Origin of the sequence: Arcticibacter svalbardensis MN12-7, from assembly GCF_000403135.1 — a bacterium.
Taxonomy (GTDB): domain Bacteria; phylum Bacteroidota; class Bacteroidia; order Sphingobacteriales; family Sphingobacteriaceae; genus Arcticibacter; species Arcticibacter svalbardensis.
In genome coordinates this window covers 55,605-72,695 of the sequence record NZ_AQPN01000043.1, presented here as the reverse complement: position 1 = coordinate 72,695, position 17,091 = coordinate 55,605, and the positions used below count along the sequence as shown (strand labels likewise).

Genomic DNA, 17,091 nt, shown 5'->3' with positions numbered 1-17,091 from the left:
TATGAATCATCTTATTGCTCCCTCTGTTTTAGCCGCAGATTTCGCTAATCTCCAGCGTGATATTGAGTTAATTAATAATTCTGAAGCAGACTGGTTTCATGTAGATATTATGGATGGTGTATTTGTCCCTAATATTTCATTTGGCTTTCCTGTGGTAGAGTCTATTGCCAGACATGCAACAAAACCTCTTGATGTGCATTTAATGATCACCGATCCGGATCGCTATCTGGAAACGTTTAAAAATGCCGGGGCCACTAATATTACCGTTCATTATGAAGCCTGTACACATTTGCACCGCACGATTGATGCTATAAAAAAAATGGGGTGTACTGCCGGTGTGGCTTTAAATCCGCATACGCCCATCTCTTTATTGGAAGATATTATTGAAGATGTAGATCTGGTACTCGTGATGTCTGTTAATCCAGGTTTCGGGGGACAAAAATTCATTAAGCATACGTATCAGAAGCTTCATACCTTGAAAGCTTTAGCCGCAGGAAGGAATGATTCTTTATATATTGAAGTGGATGGAGGGGTAAACTTAACTAATGCAACTTCGCTCGTAAAGGCTGGTGCAAATGTCCTTGTAGCCGGTAATTTTGTTTTTTCTTCAGATAATCCAATGAAAACAATCAATTCGCTGAAAGAATTAGATCCCTTTAGTAATTTGATCTGAACTAGCTGAAAATGGAATGTTTTCATCTGATCATGTTCATGATTTTTTCGCACTTTGTACCCACCTTGTCCGCACCTTGTCCGCACCTTGTTCGCTCGAAGGAAACTAAACTGCGACTCAGGTCAGTCTAACATGCTGCTTAGTTAATATTAGCGTCATATTAATATTGCAATCTCGTGATAGTGTATGAGCACACGCGTTGTCCTTTTGCGATTGTATGGTCCTGTATAATCTGTACATTTTCACCCAAAATTTGTTGAAGAATACGCATGTCTGAATGACAAAATCCGGAGCAGGCACTTGAAGCCGCACCTATGGGGCAATGGTTCTCAAGTAGTGTATAAACGTGGTCAGACTCCTTAATGCATTCAGCCATATACCCTTCAATACACCGGATTGCGGTATAACTTTTAAGGATATTTTCAAGGCCCTGATAGTCCTTTAAGACCTCCATGTAACGCTTAACGGCCTGTTTTTCACGGGTAATTAGTACCAATCCTAGGGCCTCCTCACCAAGCTCATCTTTAATGGCATTAAGCAGTTCTACACTGAGTTCCGCATGGTTGTTTGGAAAATACGTATTGCCATGTTCGGTAAGTTCATATATTTGCATAGGTCTTCCTACACCGTTAGAAATGGAGGTAGCTTTTATGAGTCCCTCTTCTGTCAGTTTGATTAGTTGCTGACGTGCACCTTCGCCCGTCATGCCTAATTCAACGGAAATAGTTTTGGCACTAAGAGGCCCTCTCGTTTTAAGAAGCTGTAAGAACCTGTTTGGTCGCATAATTATTTTTCCAAGTTTTTACTTGTTTAATGCAAAAGTAGTAACTTTGTAATTAATAAAGACAAAATTTTTAAAATGGAATGCAGGTTGCGATTTCCTGATAAATAAAATATAGGTTTAATTAATTTGAACGATGAGTAAAGACCAAGAGTTATTAGAAGAACTTGCGAATAGTGAATACGAGTACGGGTTTTCTACTAATATAGATACGGAGATTTTACCTCCGGGTTTGAATGAAGATACGGTGCGATTCATTTCAGCTAAGAAGAATGAACCGGTTTGGTTATTGGAATATCGTCTGAAAGCGTTAAAGCACTTTTTGACAATGGAGACACCAGACTGGCAGAACTTTAATTTTCCTGATTTGAATTTTCAGGATATTTCCTATTATGCTGCGCCTAAGAAAAAGGCTTTGGCAAGTCTGGATGAAGTTGATCCTGAGTTGCTAGAAACTTTCGCTAAACTGGGAATCTCTCTTGATGAGCAGAAGATGCTTTCCGGGGTAGCCGTTGATGTCGTTTTCGACAGTGTTTCCGTAGGTACCTCATTTAAAGGCAAACTGGCCGAAATAGGGGTAATCTTTTGTTCCTTCGGTGAAGCGGTTCAAAATCATCCCGAACTGGTTAAGAAATACTTAGGAACCGTAGTTCCTGCTACCGATAATTTGTTTGCAGCACTTAATGCCGCTGTGTTTTCCGACGGATCATTTGCTTACATCCCTAAGGGTGTACGTTGTCCGATGGAACTTTCTACTTATTTCCGTATCAACGCCATGAACAGTGGTCAGTTCGAGCGTACCTTGCTAATTGCTGATGAAGGCAGTTATGTGAGTTACCTGGAAGGATGTACAGCACCAAGGCGTGATGAAAATCAGTTACATGCTGCGGTAGTAGAACTTATTGCACTTGATGATGCAGAGATAAAATATTCAACCGTACAAAACTGGTATCCCGGTGATAAAGATGGTAAGGGAGGGGTATATAACTTCGTAACCAAACGGGCAATTGCTAAAGGAAGAAATTCAAAAATTTCCTGGACTCAGGTAGAAACAGGCTCTGCCATTACCTGGAAATATCCAAGTGTGATTTTGAAGGGTGATCATTCTTCAGGAGAATTCTATTCTGTAGCGCTAACCCGCAACAGGCAGATTGCAGATACAGGAACGAAGATGATCCACTTGGGCAAGAATACCCGGAGCCGGATCATTTCCAAAGGAATTTCAGCCGGACATAGTCATAACAGTTACCGTGGTTTAGTGTCCATTAATGCGGGCGCAACAAATTCACGTAACTTTACGCAGTGCGATTCCCTGCTGATCGGTGATAAATGCGGTGCGCATACTTTCCCTTATATTGAAGGGAAAAACAGCAGCTCCATTGTGGAACATGAGGCTACTACTTCCAAGATTGCTGAAGATCAGATTTTCTATCTGAACCAACGTGGAATTGATAATGAGAAAGCAGTAGCTTTGATCGTGAATGGTTACGCCAGGGAGGTGCTGAATAAACTTCCGATGGAATTTGCTGTAGAGGCACAAAAATTACTTGCTATCTCACTTGACGGAAGTGTTGGATAGTTTTATTGTTAATTTGGACAAAAACATGCTTAATATAACGAATCTTCATTCATCGATTGAAGGAAAACAAATCCTGAAGGGGATTGATCTTAAGGTAAATGCGGGAGAAATTCACGCTATAATGGGTCCTAATGGATCAGGTAAAAGTACTTTGGCTTCTGTTTTAGCTGGAAAGCCCGAATATGAAGTGACTGAAGGAACAGCTTTTCTGGATGGAAAGGATCTTTTGGATATGGCTCCTGAAGAAAGAGCAAGAGAAGGATTGTTTTTGGCTTTCCAGTATCCGGTAGAAATACCCGGGGTATCTAATATCAACTTTCTTAAAACAGCGATTACTGAAATTCGTTCCCATAGAGGATTACCTGAATTGACTTCTAAAGAGTTTCTGAAGCTTTTAAAAGATAAACAAGAGCTTGTAGAATTGAAATCATCTTTGGTGAACCGCTCTTTGAATGAAGGATTCTCCGGTGGTGAAAAGAAAAGGAATGAAATATTGCAGTTAGCCATGCTTGATCCTAAACTGGCTATCCTGGATGAAACAGATTCAGGATTGGATATTGACGCACTACGGATCGTGGCAAGTGGTGTAAATAAATTGCGTACTGAAAATAATGCTTTTGTTATTATTACTCATTACCAGCGTTTGCTTGATTACATTATTCCTGATTTTGTTCATATTTTATACGATGGACGCATTATTAAATCGGGCACTAAGGAATTAGCGCAGGAACTTGAGGAAAAAGGGTATGACTGGATAACACAACATGAAACAGGGACTGTATAATAATTTTTATAAATACTTAGTAGACAGCTTTGATAAAAAGCAGGCTGCTTTAACATATATTGAATCAGCAAATTTGACAGAAAAACGGAATGAAGCTTTCTCTATATTTAAGGAGTTAGGTTTCCCTACCCGCAAGTATGAAGAGTGGAAGTTTACCAGCTTAGCTGCTGCGCTGAAAGATGAGCTGCAATTAATGATTGAACATGATCATTCTTTAATTAACACCAACCGGATTCACTCTTTAGACGCGGTCCATTTGGTATTGGTGAATGGTCGGTTTGCTCCGGAACTTTCGGATGTTTTGCCTGAAGGCATTACCTTTTATGATACCCAGGCAACCATGGCTGAAATCAGGTTCGAGGATAAGATCTCTACGCTGGCAACTGAAGATGATGCCCCGATGCTGGCATTAAACACGGCTTTCTTTACAGAAGTCAGTGTTTTGGAAATAGCTGCTCATGCGATTGTTGAAAAACCAATTCATGTATCCCACGTATTTACAGTGAATGATATCGCTGAATTTGTGCCTTACAGGATGCTGGTAATTGCTGAAAAACATAGTGAAGCCACTATAATTGAAACTTTTCATTCTGATTCATTAGTACATCCGCTTTTTGTGAGTTATGTATGCGAACAGGAGATTCACGAATCAGCAATCCTGAATACGCACATGATCAACACGCTTCCTGAAAATGCCTATTTTGTGCAACATAGAGAGGTTTTTCAATACAGGAACAGTGTGCTGAATAATTCAAATATTGCGCTGAGCGATGTTACTTTATTAAGAAACGACCTTAACTTTCAATTGAAAGATGTAGGTACGGAAACTAATTTAATAGGCGCTTATATATTGACTGGTGACCAACATGTTGACAATCATACGTTGGTAGATCATCAGTCGCCTAATTGTAATACGAACGAAGTATATAAGGGAATTTTGCTTGATACTTCTCACGCTGTATTTAATGGTAAAGTATTTGTGCGTCCCGATGCTCAAAAAACCAATGCTTTTCAGCAGAATAATAATCTTTTGCTGAGTGATCAGGCTACTGTAAACAGTAAACCTCAGTTGGAAATATTTGCTGATGATGTGAAATGTTCACATGGATCAACAATAGGTCAGATGAATGAGGATGCTTTGTTTTATCTGCAGACCCGTGGTATTGGAGAAGAGGCAGCAAGGAAGCTGATTATGCAATCGTTTATATTTGACGTGATTTCAAAGATAAAAATTGAGTCGCTGCAGGATTATGTATCCGATTTATTGAACAAAAAACTGAATACAGAGAATCTTACAGTAGCTTAGGAATTTGTAAAAGGTTATTTAAGAATTTATGGAAGCAATTACAGATCAGCTAGAAACTGCATTTATATATAGGGGAGAGCCGATACGGAATCAATTTCCTGCTTTACATCAATCTGTGTACGGGAAACCGCTGGTGTACTTTGATAATGCGGCTACTACACAGAAGCCTAATGCTGTTATTGAGGCTATTACTGCTTATTATTCTACGATAAATAGTAATATCCACAGGGGAGTTCATTATTTAAGTCAGGAGGCTACTGAAGCTTACGAAGTGACACGAAATAGTGTGGCTGCTTTTATCAATGCGCCTCATGCATATGAAGTTATCTTTACAAAGGGTACTACGGATGGCATCAACCTCATTGCGGATACGTTTGGATATTCCTATTTGAATCCTGGTGATACGGTGTTGATTTCGGCTATGGAACATCATTCTAATATTGTTCCCTGGCAGATTATCTGCGGAAAAAGAGGAGCAACACTGAAGGTGATTCCGATGAATGAATCTGGTGAGCTGCTGATGGATGAATTTGAGCGTCTGTTGGATGATCATGTGAAGATTGTTGCGGTAACGATGGTTTCGAACAGTTTGGGTACAGTTAACCCGGTGGCTGAAATTATTAAGATTGCGCATGCCAAAAATATTCCTGTTTTATTAGATGCAGCACAAGCGGTACAACATACCAAAGTGGATGTTCAGGATCTGGATTGTGACTTTTTGGTTTTCTCGGGACATAAAATGTATGGCCCTACAGGGATTGGGGTTCTGTACGGTAAAGAAGAGTGGCTCAATAAACTTCCGCCTTATCAGGGTGGAGGTGATATGATTAAGTCTGTTACTTTTGAAGTTACGGAATATAATGATCTGCCTTTTAAGTTTGAGGCAGGCACCCCCAATATTGAAGCGGCTATCACGTTGAATACAGCCATTGATTTTATTAATGAAATCGGGCTGGAAAATATTGAGCGATTTGAAAGGGAATTGTATCAATATGCTTTAAAGCAATTGTCTTTTATTCAAGGTGTTCGTATTATTGGTACGGCTGCACATCGTTCAGGTGCTATTTCACTGGTTGTAGATGGTGCTCATTCCTATGATATCGGGGTTTTGCTTGATAAAATGGGTATAGCCGTTCGGACCGGTCATCATTGTACACAACCGGTTATGGATTTCTTTGAGATTCCTGGCACATTGCGGATCTCTTTTGCGGTATACAACACCAAAGAGGAAATAGATGTCTTTATAACTAGTTTAAAAAGGGCATTAACTATTTTAATTTAAGGATTAATGACTATAAATGAGAAGCAGGATGAACTTGTAGAAGAGTTTGAATTCCTGACAGACTGGATTGATAAATACGAATATATCATCACATCTGCTAAGGAACTACCTATAATTGATGATAAATATAAACAGGATCAATATCTGATTAAGGGATGTCAGTCCAGAGTATGGCTTTATCCGGAAATAAGAGAGGGTAAGGTGTTTTTTACTGCTGACAGTGATGCGATAATCTCAAAAGGGTTAGTTAACCTGGTAGTGCAGGTATTGTCAGGGTATACTCCAGCTGAAATTGTAGCAGCTGATGTGTATTTTATAGATCGGATTGGTTTGCAGGAACATCTATCACCAACACGTTCGAATGGATTGCTTTCCATGTTGAAACAAATTAAGTTGTATGCGCATGCCTACAATTCTTTAAAAGCCTGATGAAATGATAATAAATGATGCAGCGGGAATACAGGATAAGGTAATTGAAAGACTTAAAACGATCTTTGATCCGGAACTTCCTGTGGATATCTATGAACTGGGCCTGATCTATGAGTTGATTACCTATACGAATGGAATCATTAAAATAATTATGACTCTTACTGCTCCGGGCTGTCCGGTTGCCGATCAGATCTTACAGGATGTGGAGCGCGGACTTTCTGTGATAGAAGGAGTTAAGGAGGTGAGGGTAGAAATTACATTTGATCCGCCATGGGATAGAGAGATGATGAGCGAAGAAGCCAAATTGGAGCTCGGATTTTTATAAGGTTTACAATTTACTCGACCCTCTTGTTTAAAGAGGGTTTTTTTATGCGATTTTGTTTTTTTATTTAGGGTTTAGCTTCTTATTTTTATGGTGATTCTTTATTTTTAGAAGGGAGAATTGTTATTGGGTTCGCGGAATTCGATTAAATATGACATATAGGGGTATTGTTAAAAATACTTGATTTATTTTTAAAAAAAGTGGTAAAGTTTTGCAAATAATAGAAATAAAAATGTAGATTCGAATTTCAGTTTAGAAAATAAACACAATAACATATTATTTAAGGTAAATTTTAGCGATATATTCAAAAATGGCAACAAAATTAGAGTACATCTGGCTTGATGGTTACAAACCAACACAGAGCCTGCGTAGTAAAACGAAAATTGAAAAGGATTTTAGTGGTAAACTGGAAGATTGCCCTTATTGGAGCTTTGACGGTTCTTCTACCGAGCAGGCACCAGGAGGTTCATCTGATTGCGTTTTGAAACCAGTTTTCATTTGTCCTGATCCTCAAAGAAAAGAGGCTTATCTTGTTATGTGTGAAGTGTTAACTTCTACTCATGAGCCTCATCCTTCTAATGGTCGTGCAACAATTGAAGATGATGATAATGACTTTTGGTTCGGTTTTGAACAAGAGTATTTCCTTTGGGATCCTGAAACAAGCAAACCACTTGGTTTCCCGGCTGCAGGTTATCCTAGCCCACAAGGTCCTTACTACTGTTCAGTAGGTGCTCAGAATGCTTTCGGAAGAGAGATCGTAGAAGAACATTTAGATGCTTGTCTGGATGCTGGTCTTAATGTAGAAGGTATTAATGCTGAAGTTGCTGCAGGACAATGGGAATTTCAGATTTTCGCAAAAGGCGCTAAAGAAGCTGGTGACCAAATCTGGATGGCCCGTTACTTATTAGAAAGAATTGGTGAAGATTATGGTGTTTCTATCAACTGGCATTGTAAACCTCTTGGTTCTTTAGATTGGAATGGATCAGGTATGCATGCTAACTTCTCTAACACTACGTTGAGAACTGCTGGAAGCAAGGAAACTTACGATATTATCTGTGAAGCATTCCGTCCGGCGATTGAAGAACACATTGCTGTATATGGTGCTGATAACCACTTGCGTTTAACTGGTAAACATGAAACTGCGTCTATTACAGACTTTAGCTTCGGTGTATCTGACCGTGGTGCTTCTATCCGTATTCCTTTATACACAGTAGAAAAGGGATGGAACGGATACTTAGAAGATCGTCGTCCAAACTCTGCTGCAGATCCTTATAAAGTTGCAGCTGTTATTATTAAGACAGTAAAATCGGCTAAAGTATAATTAGCTTTTATAAATAAAAAAACCTCTGACACGTTCAGGGGTTTTTTTTTGTGATTTTTTGTCTTTAGTAGTTATTCCCGTTTAATTAGCTGAAATTTACTTTTTCAATCGTATTTTAATGGATAAGCACCAGATCATTGACTATTTAAGAGATAAAAATGCGGATTATGTAAAGTTTGCATTTGCGGATATCGATGGCATATTGAGGGGTAAGGTAATCCATAAAGATAAATTTATAGCGGGTCTTGATACTGGATATGGCTTTTGTGATGTTGTATTCGGTTGGGATAGTGCAGATGTTTTAAATACTAATCTGGAGGTAACAGGCTGGCATAGCGGTTATCCGGATAAACCTTGTTTTATAGATCTTTCTACCTTCCGTACGATTCCCTGGCAGCATGACATTCCTTTTTTTATCGCTGATTTTAGTAAAGGGGAAGAAGAAGGGCTCTATGCATGTCCTCGAAGTCTATTGAAAAAAATCAGAAGGCAGTGTACTGAAATGGGCTTTCATGCTGAGTTTGCACAGGAGTTTGAGTGGTTCAACTTTAAGGAGAACGCACAATCAATAGTGGATAAAAACTTCAGGAATCTGCAGACAATGAGTCCGGGAATGTTGGGCTATTCCATTCTGCGGCCGTCTCAGCAATTTGAGTTTTATAATGACCTGGCAAATCAGCTGTCTAAGTTTAAAGTGCCTATCGAAGGATTGCATACAGAAACTGGTCCGGGAGTGTATGAAGCTGCCATAATACATAATGAAGTGCTGGAGGCAGCGGATCAGGCGCTATTATTAAAGTCGTCGGTAAAAGAGATTGCAAGCAACCACGGTCTGCTAGCTTCTTTTATGGCCAAGTGGAATGAAACGCTTCCTGGTTGCAGCGGCCATATTCATCAAAGTTTATGGGATCGGGACAAAAAGCAAAATTTGTTCTATGATGAGCAGGATGTGGACAAAATGAGTGACACATTTAAGCATTATCTGGCTGGACAGCTTTATTGCATGCCTTATATTATGCCCTTTTACGCGCCATCGATCAATAGTTATAAACGGTTGGTGGAAGGGGCATGGGCGCCGACAACGGTAAGCTGGGGGGTTGAAAACCGCACAACAGCGTTACGGGTGATCAATCAGAATCATGCGTTAACTCGTTTGGAAATGAGGATTCCTGGTTCGGATACTAATCCTTACCTTGCCATGGCTGCTTCTTTGGCATCAGGTCTGTATGGAATTGCGAATAAAATACCACTTCATATTCCTTCGGTTAAAGGAAATGCTTATGCGCAAATGAATGCAGAACGGCTTCCATCTAGTTTGCTTGAGGCAACGACGATCATGTACAAGTCGCCATTGCCTGCAGAACTATTTGGTGTTGATTTTATTAATCATTTTAGCAAAACCCGCTTCTGGGAGTGTAATGAACATAGTAAGTATGTAAGTGACTGGGAGTTGAGAAGGTATTTTGAAAGTATATAAATAGATAGAGCGTATTCATGGACTATTCCAGAATTATTAAAAAGGCATGGAAAGATTATGATCCATCGAAAACTATTGTAAAGATCCAGGACATAAGTGCCATGGTTTCTACCAATCATGTGTTCCGGATTATTTTTGAGGATGAAGATATTGTGATAGCCAAACTGTCTTTTTTTGGTAAGTATGAGCATTTTAAGGAGGACCATCGGATCATACATGCATTGGCAAATAACCTGTTGTATCCTTTTGAAAACTTATTAGCTAAGTCTTTATTGAAGAATAACCGGGTGTACACGTATCATCATAAAACAGGAAAGGTGGATACCTGGGTGGTGTTTTACAACCCGGCAAGGGTACAAAATCGCTTGCCTAAACGTTTAGAAGAGCAGCAGATTCGAAAACTTGGACAACAGATTGGTCGCTTTCACCGGGCATGTTCCAGGGTAAGTAAGGTGCTTCCTAAGTCCTCAAAGAACTTAAGCACCGATATCAATACGCTGATTAAACAATTGGATACTGCAAAGCTTAAAAAGCAGTTTAGTGCCGAACAAATAGAGGTACTGCGGTATCATTGTGAGAGCTTTTTGAAGAACAGGCTATTATTTAATGCGTTTGCTTTCGAAAGTATTCCTGTGTTTATAGACTGGAATATTGGGAATTTTTCTGTTACTCCAGCGCTAAAGCTTTACTCGCGCTGGGATTATGATTGGTTTCGGATGAGCAGCAGGGTGATGGATTTTTATTTCCTAAGCCGTGTAGTATCCGATGCGGGAGATAAAACGGTATTTAGTTATCTTATCGGTCCGCTTAATGAAGATCGGTTCATCATTTTTCTGGAAGAGTATCATAAGATCAATCCGCTGACGGTTATGGAGGTTAGGTTTATCAGAGAGGTGTATCGGTTTTTTATATTGAACTACGTGATTAAGGATGGAACGCATTTCTTTAGTGAGCAATATGCTTCGAAGTTGCAGGCTGAAGCCTTTGAGATCTATTTGCCTTCGATAGATCGGGATTTTGATCCGGAAAAGATAATTGAAGCATTGCATATTAATTAAATAAAATTGAAGCATGACTTATTTAAGCAACTTTGAATCCATTATAGAAAAGTATAAAGTAATATTCTTCGACGCATATGGCGTGTTGAGAAATTATAATGGACTGTTCCCTGGTATTGAAAAGACGTTTGCTCTACTAGAGGCTAAACAGAAGGAGTATTATATCCTGACAAATGATGCTTCAAGAAGTCCGAGGCAGTTAGCTTCAATATACCATCAGATGGGGCTCCCTTCTATTTCGCACCACCGGATTATTTCATCAGGCATGCTGGCCAGAGAATACCTTGATTTAAAGGTGCACGATGGCATTGTGGCTTATCTGGGAACGAGCAATTCGGCCCATTATATTGAGAGCTCAAGACTTAAAACATTACCGGTGAGTTTGATTGATGAGAGTAATATTGATTTGGTTAATGTATTGGTGTTTTTGGATGATGAGGGTTTTGACTGGTGCAGGGATTTAAATAAAACCGTTAATTTATTAAGAAACAGGACTATACCTGTCATTGTGGCAAATGCAGATTATGCCTATCCGGTAAATAAAAATGAGGTTTCTATAGCTATTGGAGGGGTTGCATCTATGATTGAGAATATACTTGGCAGAGAATTTATCAATTTTGGTAAACCGGATTCGCAGTTGTTTATGTTTGCTTATGATCTGGTAAGGAAAACATCTATGGCTACTAAGAATGATATTCTCATGGTAGGGGATACCCTTTTTACGGATATCCTTGGGGGGAATAAGTTTGGCCTGGATACGGTATTGGTCTTGTCAGGTAATACGTTATCTGCAGATCGGGATGCATTGATTGCCTCTACGGGTATAATACCTACGTATATTTGCGAGTCGGCTGTGGTAGGGTAGGAATTGTAATTGAGATGAGCATTGACAGAAAGGAGCATGGGGAAAGCTGATTATATACATAAAAAGGGAAAGCCTTATTGGAGCCTTCCCTTTTTACATTTACTATTGTTTTTTAATGATTGAACTATGCTTATACTATAAATATTCAATTATTAACTAATGCTCGAATTATTGTTTTTTAATGATTGAACTATGCATGTGCAATTGTTTTTCAATCATTGAATTATCCCTGCTTAACAAATTGTACTTCAGCTAATAATCTAATGTCGTCACTTACAACAACTGATCCTGCTTCAGTAACAGCACTCCAGGTAAGGCCAAACTCTTTTCTGCTGATTTTACCTGATACTGTAAAACCTGCTTTTGTTTGTCCGTAAGGATCAACTACTATGCCACCGAACTCGGCATTCAGAACAACTGGTTTTGTTACTCCTTTAATAGTCAGGTCACCATATATTTTGATATCATCTCCTGAACCTTCAGTTTTAGTGCTTTTAAAGGATAAGGTTGGGTATTGAGCAGCATCAAAAAAGTCTGCAGACTTTAAGTGTTCATCGCGTTGTTCGTTATTGGTGCTGATTGAACTAATAGTTGCTGTAAATTCACTTTGAGAACCGGTACCGAAATCGTCTGATTCAGTAGTGGCTGACCCCTCAAATTCGTTAAAGTTACCAGTGACTGTAGTGATCATCAAATGTTTCACTTTAAACTGAATTTCACTGTGCGTAGGATCAATTTTCCAATTAGTTGCCATGATTTTATTATTATTTATGTTTAATGTTTTTTAGTAATTATCGTTGAACAAAAGTAAGGGCCCTGTTGAAAAATACACTTAACCCAGATTAAGAAAAGTTTTTTTAAGCATTAATTAATAACACGATTTGCAGGTAAGTCGCCATAGTATTGAAAAAGTAATTCTTTTCCTATTTAAAATTGCAGATCTTTTTTACTGAAATCCTCACATCAGTTAAAGAATGTGCCTAATTAATCGTCCGAACATCCAATATTTTTGTGTTTAACTAGAAAGTCTATTTGTTTATTACTAGCTATAACTATATTTAAACTATGAACATCTTTTACCCTAAACTTATAACAGCTGCATTTGCCTTATTGTGTGTTTTTTCTTCTGTATATGCCCAGGGAATAAAGGGGGTGGTGAGAGGTGCAAATGGCGAGCCATTGCCTTATGCTTCTATCTTTTTAGTAGGAAGTAAATCAGGTACTTCTGCAAATTCAATTGGTGAATACGAGATCAAGCTAACTTCGGGAACTTATGCTTTACGGATTCAAAACATTGGCTATGTTTCTCAGGAAAAAGATGTGACTGTAAATGATGAATGGGTAAAGCAGGATTTCAGTTTAAAAGTACAAGGTTATTTGTTGCAGGAAGTACGTATCGGTAAGGGTGAAAAAGGTGATTATGCCAATACCATTATCCGGAATGCGATTGCTAGAAGTAAATTTCATCGTTTACAATATACTGATTATCAGATGAAGGTATATGTTAAAGGAACTGGTGAACTGCTGAAAGCTCCCTTTTTTGTTAAGGGAAAACTAAAGAAGGAAGGGGTTAAATTAAATGAAGCGTATACTTCCGAATCTGTCAGTCTGATTAACTTTAGTCAGCCGGATAAGGTTACTGAAAAAGTAATTGCCATACGTAGTACGGGAGAAGATTCGGGTGTCGGTTCTCCATCAATGTTCATTGCAGCGACTTTTTATAAGGATAAAGTGGCCAATATTATTTCTCCGTTATCTCGTTCTGCTTTTAATTATTACAGGTTTAAGTATGAGGGAAGTTTTACGGAGGGTAATCATATTATTAATAAAATTCTGGTTATCCCACGTTCAAAAGGAGACAATGTATTCGAAGGCAGCATTTTTATTATTGAAGATGAATGGGCTATTCATAGCGTTAATTTGAGGACCAGTGTTCTAGGTTTTCCCATATTGGTTAGACAGAATTTCGCAGAAGTTGCCCCTTTGGTATGGTTGCCTGTTAATCATCAATATGATTTCTCTGGAAATGTATTGGGTTTTGCTGGTCACTATAAGTACATAGCGGTATGCAGCCAGTTTAAGGTTACCTTAAATAAGGAATTAATTGCAAAAGCAGAGCTTATGGAGGATAGTAAACCGGTATCCTCATCTGCAGTTGAGTTACCTGTAAGCAATAACGCTAAGCTCAATAGAAAGCAGTTTAGGAAAATGATTGATCAGGCTGAAAAGGAATCACTAAAACAACAGCGTAATCCGGAAATTATTAAAGAACGAGCAATAACTACTGATTCATTGGCAAGGAAGAGAGATTCGGTTTATTGGACGAATGAGCGTTCTGTTCCCTTAACTATTAAAGAGGTGCAGGGATACCATCGGGATGATTCGCTTGTAATAGTGGACTCCATGAAAAAATCATTAAAAGATTCAACTGGGGTAAAAAAGCATAAGCAATTTAGCCCCCTTAATCTCGTAACAGGAGGGTATTATAAAGTATCCAAGCCTACTTCAATGAAAATAGACCCAACTATAACACAATTCTATTTTAATACTGTAGAGGGCTTTAATGTGAACCTAAGCGGAGAGCTCAAATATGATTTTGATAGTCTGAAGAGATCCCTGTCTTTTGCTCCTGTCTTGCGCTACGGGTTTTCCAGTCACACGCTATACTCAAAAGCTACTTTGAACTACCAGAAAGAAAATGTGGGTGCTATTACTGCTTTTTTTCTATCCGGAGGGCAATTTGTGAGTCAATTTAATGATGAGGAACCTATCCATCCTTTAGTTAATTCAATAACTTCCTTATTTGCCAGACGGAATTATATGAAATTGTATGAGAAGACTTTTCTTAAAGCGGGTTATAGCTATAAGCCTTCTGCCTTTTTCTCGATGTCAGTAAATGCGGAATGGGCAAAAAGGTCAGCTTTAACTAATCAGTCGGATTATAGCTTTTTTAAACCAGATTCCAGGGATTATACGCTTAATAGTCCTGTAAACATAGAAGATCCAAATACTGATTTTGCCACTCATAATGCATTTATAGCAGATATACAATTGAAATACCGGCCTATTCAAAGTTACCGGACTTACAACGGGAAGAAAATTCCATTATATGAAAGGTCTCCTGAGCTTTTGCTGAATTACAAAAAGGGTATCTCGGGATTATTAGGAAGTGATGTAGACTTTGATCAGGTGGAGCTGGGTGTTAATCATGGGTTTGAAGCAGGACTAGGATCAAGATTGAACTTTGAAGTGCGAGGAGGAACTTTTCTGAACAGCAAGCAGATGTATTTTATGGATTACAAACATTTCGACGCGAACAGGGTCTTTCTGGCAAGTGCAAAACCTGCAGGTACTTTCCGGTTGTTGGATTACTATTATTACAGTACAAATGGATCCTATATTACGGCAAATGTATACTATCAAATCAGGAAATTATTATTTACACGGATTCCTGAGGTAAGGCTAGCAGGGCTAAAAGAAAATTTGTTTGGTAATTATTTAAAAACAGAGCGATCTGCAAACTATTACGAGCTGGGTTATTCGCTTGATAATATATTTAGAATTTTCAGGGTTGAAATAGCTACCTCATTTTTGGATAGTCATTATAAAGAATTTGGTTACCGAATTGGAATAGCAACGATGTTTAAGGTGACAACGAAGTAAAAATAATTGTCTTTAAACAAAAAAAGCATCCGGAGGAGCCGGATGCTTATACGATATATGATGTTAATTTAATCTTTAGATTACTTTTACATTAACCGCATTTAAACCTTTTTTACCTTGTTCTACTTCGTAGCTTACAGTATCATTCTCACGAATGCTATCGATAAGACCTGAAGAGTGAACGAAGATTTCGCTGCCACCTGAGCTTGGTTTAATGAATCCGAAACCTTTTGTTTCGTTGAAAAATTTTACTGTTCCTTCTTGCATTGTATTTAAATATTAAAGTTGTAAAGATAAGCGAAAAAAAGCAATTTTTGGTAAAAGAATAATAATTAAAATAATTATTTCATAAATAGTGTATTTCTATTATTGCTGTCTTACAGCAGATTGTTCTGTAGTCAGTTTTTTAAGAAATATTTCTATTGCATTCGTGGATAGCTGGCCACTGGGGCCATTTAAGGTGTAGTCTAGTCCATGGGTTCCCCAAGGCAAGCTGAGTAAATAATTTGGAATCCCGAGGTCATTAAGTTTTTTTTGCAGATGAATACTGTGCTGATAAGATACCAATACATCATTTTTACCATGAATCATCAAGGTGGGTACGCTGTTTTTACTCACATAATTTAAGGGGGAGCTTGATTTGTAGCTTTCTGGCACTTGTTTATAAGTTCCTCCTAGATAATTTTCCATCACTCTTTGGGAGTTCATAACCCGCGGGTTAGCAGGTACGGAGTAACCCCAAACCATGTCAGCAGGTCCGTAAAAATCTATAACTCCTTTAATGCCTTTATTTTTGAGTGTGTAAGCTTCTAAAAGAGCAATTTGTGCACCAGCAGATCGACCTAGTAATATAAATGAGGTCGTGTCAATATGCAGGTTGTCCGCATTTTTACTGAGAAAGGATAATGCGTTTTTTACATCTTCCAGTGGAGCCGGACTCTTAAACTTAGAGGCCTTTCTATAGTTTACCGATGCAACATTATAGCCTAGTTTGGCAAGGCGCGTATTTAATTCAGGCAATTGCTGACTATTTCCGCTACTCCAGGATCCCCCATGAATGACAATAATGCATGGTCTCCGGCCTGCACTGTCAGATTGATAATAATCCAGAGTTAAGTCTGCATCCTGACTTTTTACATATCTCAGTGTTTGGTAGGAAGATAGATCAGCTTCCCTAGAGGCAAGTTTCCAAAAATTAAATTTATAATTATGGGAAGTAACGGGACTTGATTTAAAGGCTTCATCCATTTCAATCTCCAGGTTATCAGCAATCAAATAAGCACGGGCAATTGGAGTACTAAAAATAATCAAAGCAATAATCCCCAGGAAAGTGCCTATTGATTTAAATCTTCTTGTAATGGTTACAGAAAGGATCAAAATAAAGGTGATCCCTATGAAGATTAATGGAAATTCAGTAATTGCTACCGCAGCAAGCCAGAGATGATAGGTCGGCGCGTTAAATAAAGCAAGAAGAGAAAGTAACAAAATAGTTATAATTAGGCCTAAACGAACCATATGAATGTGAAAAAGTGTTAAACATGACCGGAAACT

General features: G+C 38.4%; 16 protein-coding genes. 12 read left to right on the top strand and 4 right to left on the bottom strand.

Annotated elements, in window-relative coordinates; genetic code table 11:
- Nucleotide 1: 1 nt before the first annotated feature.
- On the top strand, nucleotides 2–673 hold the full coding sequence (rpe, locus tag ADIARSV_RS04910) for a ribulose-phosphate 3-epimerase (protein ID WP_016194305.1): 672 nt from the start codon (nucleotides 2–4) through the stop codon (nucleotides 671–673).
- 160 nt (nucleotides 674–833) lie between these two features.
- Here rpe and ADIARSV_RS04905 read toward each other — a convergent pair whose 3' ends face one another.
- The gene (locus ADIARSV_RS04905) at nucleotides 834–1,457 is read right to left on the bottom strand and encodes a helix-turn-helix transcriptional regulator (RefSeq protein WP_040299109.1); all 624 of its coding nucleotides are present in this window, start codon (nucleotides 1,455–1,457) and stop codon (nucleotides 834–836) included.
- A gap of 133 nt (nucleotides 1,458–1,590) precedes the next feature.
- Here ADIARSV_RS04905 and sufB point away from each other — a divergent pair, with 133 nt between their 5' ends.
- The 10 genes from sufB (at nucleotide 1,591) to ADIARSV_RS04855 (ending at nucleotide 11,877) form a co-directional block, all read left to right on the top strand.
- Entirely contained in the window at nucleotides 1,591–3,033 is a 1,443-nt protein-coding gene (gene sufB, locus ADIARSV_RS04900; RefSeq protein ID WP_016194303.1) for a Fe-S cluster assembly protein SufB, read from the top strand.
- A 25-nt stretch (nucleotides 3,034–3,058) separates the two neighbouring features.
- Complete coding sequence (gene sufC, locus ADIARSV_RS04895; RefSeq protein ID WP_016194302.1) at nucleotides 3,059–3,817, top strand: Fe-S cluster assembly ATPase SufC; 759 nt, start codon at nucleotides 3,059–3,061, stop codon at nucleotides 3,815–3,817.
- Nucleotides 3,798–5,123 (top strand): Fe-S cluster assembly protein SufD, encoded by a 1,326-nt coding sequence (sufD, locus tag ADIARSV_RS04890; RefSeq protein WP_016194301.1) that lies wholly within the window; start codon nucleotides 3,798–3,800, stop codon nucleotides 5,121–5,123. The genes sufC and sufD overlap by 20 nt, the downstream gene beginning before the upstream one ends.
- A 28-nt stretch (nucleotides 5,124–5,151) precedes the next feature.
- Nucleotides 5,152–6,405, top strand: coding sequence for an aminotransferase class V-fold PLP-dependent enzyme (locus ADIARSV_RS04885; RefSeq protein WP_016194300.1), 1,254 nt, complete (start codon nucleotides 5,152–5,154; stop codon nucleotides 6,403–6,405).
- A gap of 6 nt (nucleotides 6,406–6,411) precedes the next feature.
- Nucleotides 6,412–6,834 (top strand): SufE family protein, encoded by a 423-nt coding sequence (locus ADIARSV_RS04880; RefSeq protein WP_016194299.1) that lies wholly within the window; start codon nucleotides 6,412–6,414, stop codon nucleotides 6,832–6,834.
- 4 nt (nucleotides 6,835–6,838) lie between these two features.
- Complete coding sequence (locus ADIARSV_RS04875; protein ID WP_016194298.1) at nucleotides 6,839–7,159, top strand: iron-sulfur cluster assembly protein; 321 nt, start codon at nucleotides 6,839–6,841, stop codon at nucleotides 7,157–7,159.
- Between the two features lie 307 nt (nucleotides 7,160–7,466).
- Nucleotides 7,467–8,477, top strand: coding sequence for a glutamine synthetase beta-grasp domain-containing protein (locus ADIARSV_RS04870; protein WP_016194297.1), 1,011 nt, complete (start codon nucleotides 7,467–7,469; stop codon nucleotides 8,475–8,477).
- 118 nt (nucleotides 8,478–8,595) lie between these two features.
- Nucleotides 8,596–9,954: a glutamine synthetase family protein gene (locus tag ADIARSV_RS04865; RefSeq protein WP_016194296.1), complete on the top strand. Its 1,359-nt coding sequence runs from the start codon at nucleotides 8,596–8,598 to the stop codon at nucleotides 9,952–9,954.
- A 17-nt stretch (nucleotides 9,955–9,971) separates the two neighbouring features.
- The gene (locus ADIARSV_RS04860) at nucleotides 9,972–11,012 is read left to right on the top strand and encodes an aminoglycoside phosphotransferase/kinase family protein (protein WP_016194295.1); all 1,041 of its coding nucleotides are present in this window, start codon (nucleotides 9,972–9,974) and stop codon (nucleotides 11,010–11,012) included.
- Nucleotides 11,013–11,025: 13 nt separating this feature from the next.
- Nucleotides 11,026–11,877 carry an HAD-IIA family hydrolase gene (locus ADIARSV_RS04855; protein ID WP_016194294.1) on the top strand — a complete coding sequence of 284 codons (852 nt, stop codon included), beginning with the start codon at nucleotides 11,026–11,028 and terminating at the stop codon, nucleotides 11,875–11,877.
- A gap of 223 nt (nucleotides 11,878–12,100) precedes the next feature.
- Here ADIARSV_RS04855 and ADIARSV_RS04850 read toward each other — a convergent pair whose 3' ends face one another.
- Complete coding sequence (locus ADIARSV_RS04850) at nucleotides 12,101–12,631, bottom strand: YceI family protein (protein WP_040299108.1); 531 nt, start codon at nucleotides 12,629–12,631, stop codon at nucleotides 12,101–12,103.
- Between the two features lie 311 nt (nucleotides 12,632–12,942).
- Between ADIARSV_RS04850 and ADIARSV_RS04845 the strand changes: the two genes are divergently transcribed.
- Nucleotides 12,943–15,540 carry a DUF5686 and carboxypeptidase regulatory-like domain-containing protein gene (locus ADIARSV_RS04845; protein ID WP_016194292.1) on the top strand — a complete coding sequence of 866 codons (2,598 nt, stop codon included), beginning with the start codon at nucleotides 12,943–12,945 and terminating at the stop codon, nucleotides 15,538–15,540.
- A gap of 75 nt (nucleotides 15,541–15,615) precedes the next feature.
- Here the strand turns inward: ADIARSV_RS04845 and ADIARSV_RS04840 are convergent, their stop codons facing one another.
- Both ADIARSV_RS04840 and ADIARSV_RS04835 read right to left on the bottom strand, forming a co-directional pair.
- Nucleotides 15,616–15,807, bottom strand: coding sequence for a cold-shock protein (locus tag ADIARSV_RS04840; protein ID WP_016194291.1), 192 nt, complete (start codon nucleotides 15,805–15,807; stop codon nucleotides 15,616–15,618).
- Nucleotides 15,808–15,906: 99 nt separating this feature from the next.
- Nucleotides 15,907–17,025 (bottom strand): alpha/beta hydrolase, encoded by a 1,119-nt coding sequence (locus ADIARSV_RS04835; protein WP_016194290.1) that lies wholly within the window; start codon nucleotides 17,023–17,025, stop codon nucleotides 15,907–15,909.
- Nucleotides 17,026–17,091: the final 66 nt, after the last annotated feature.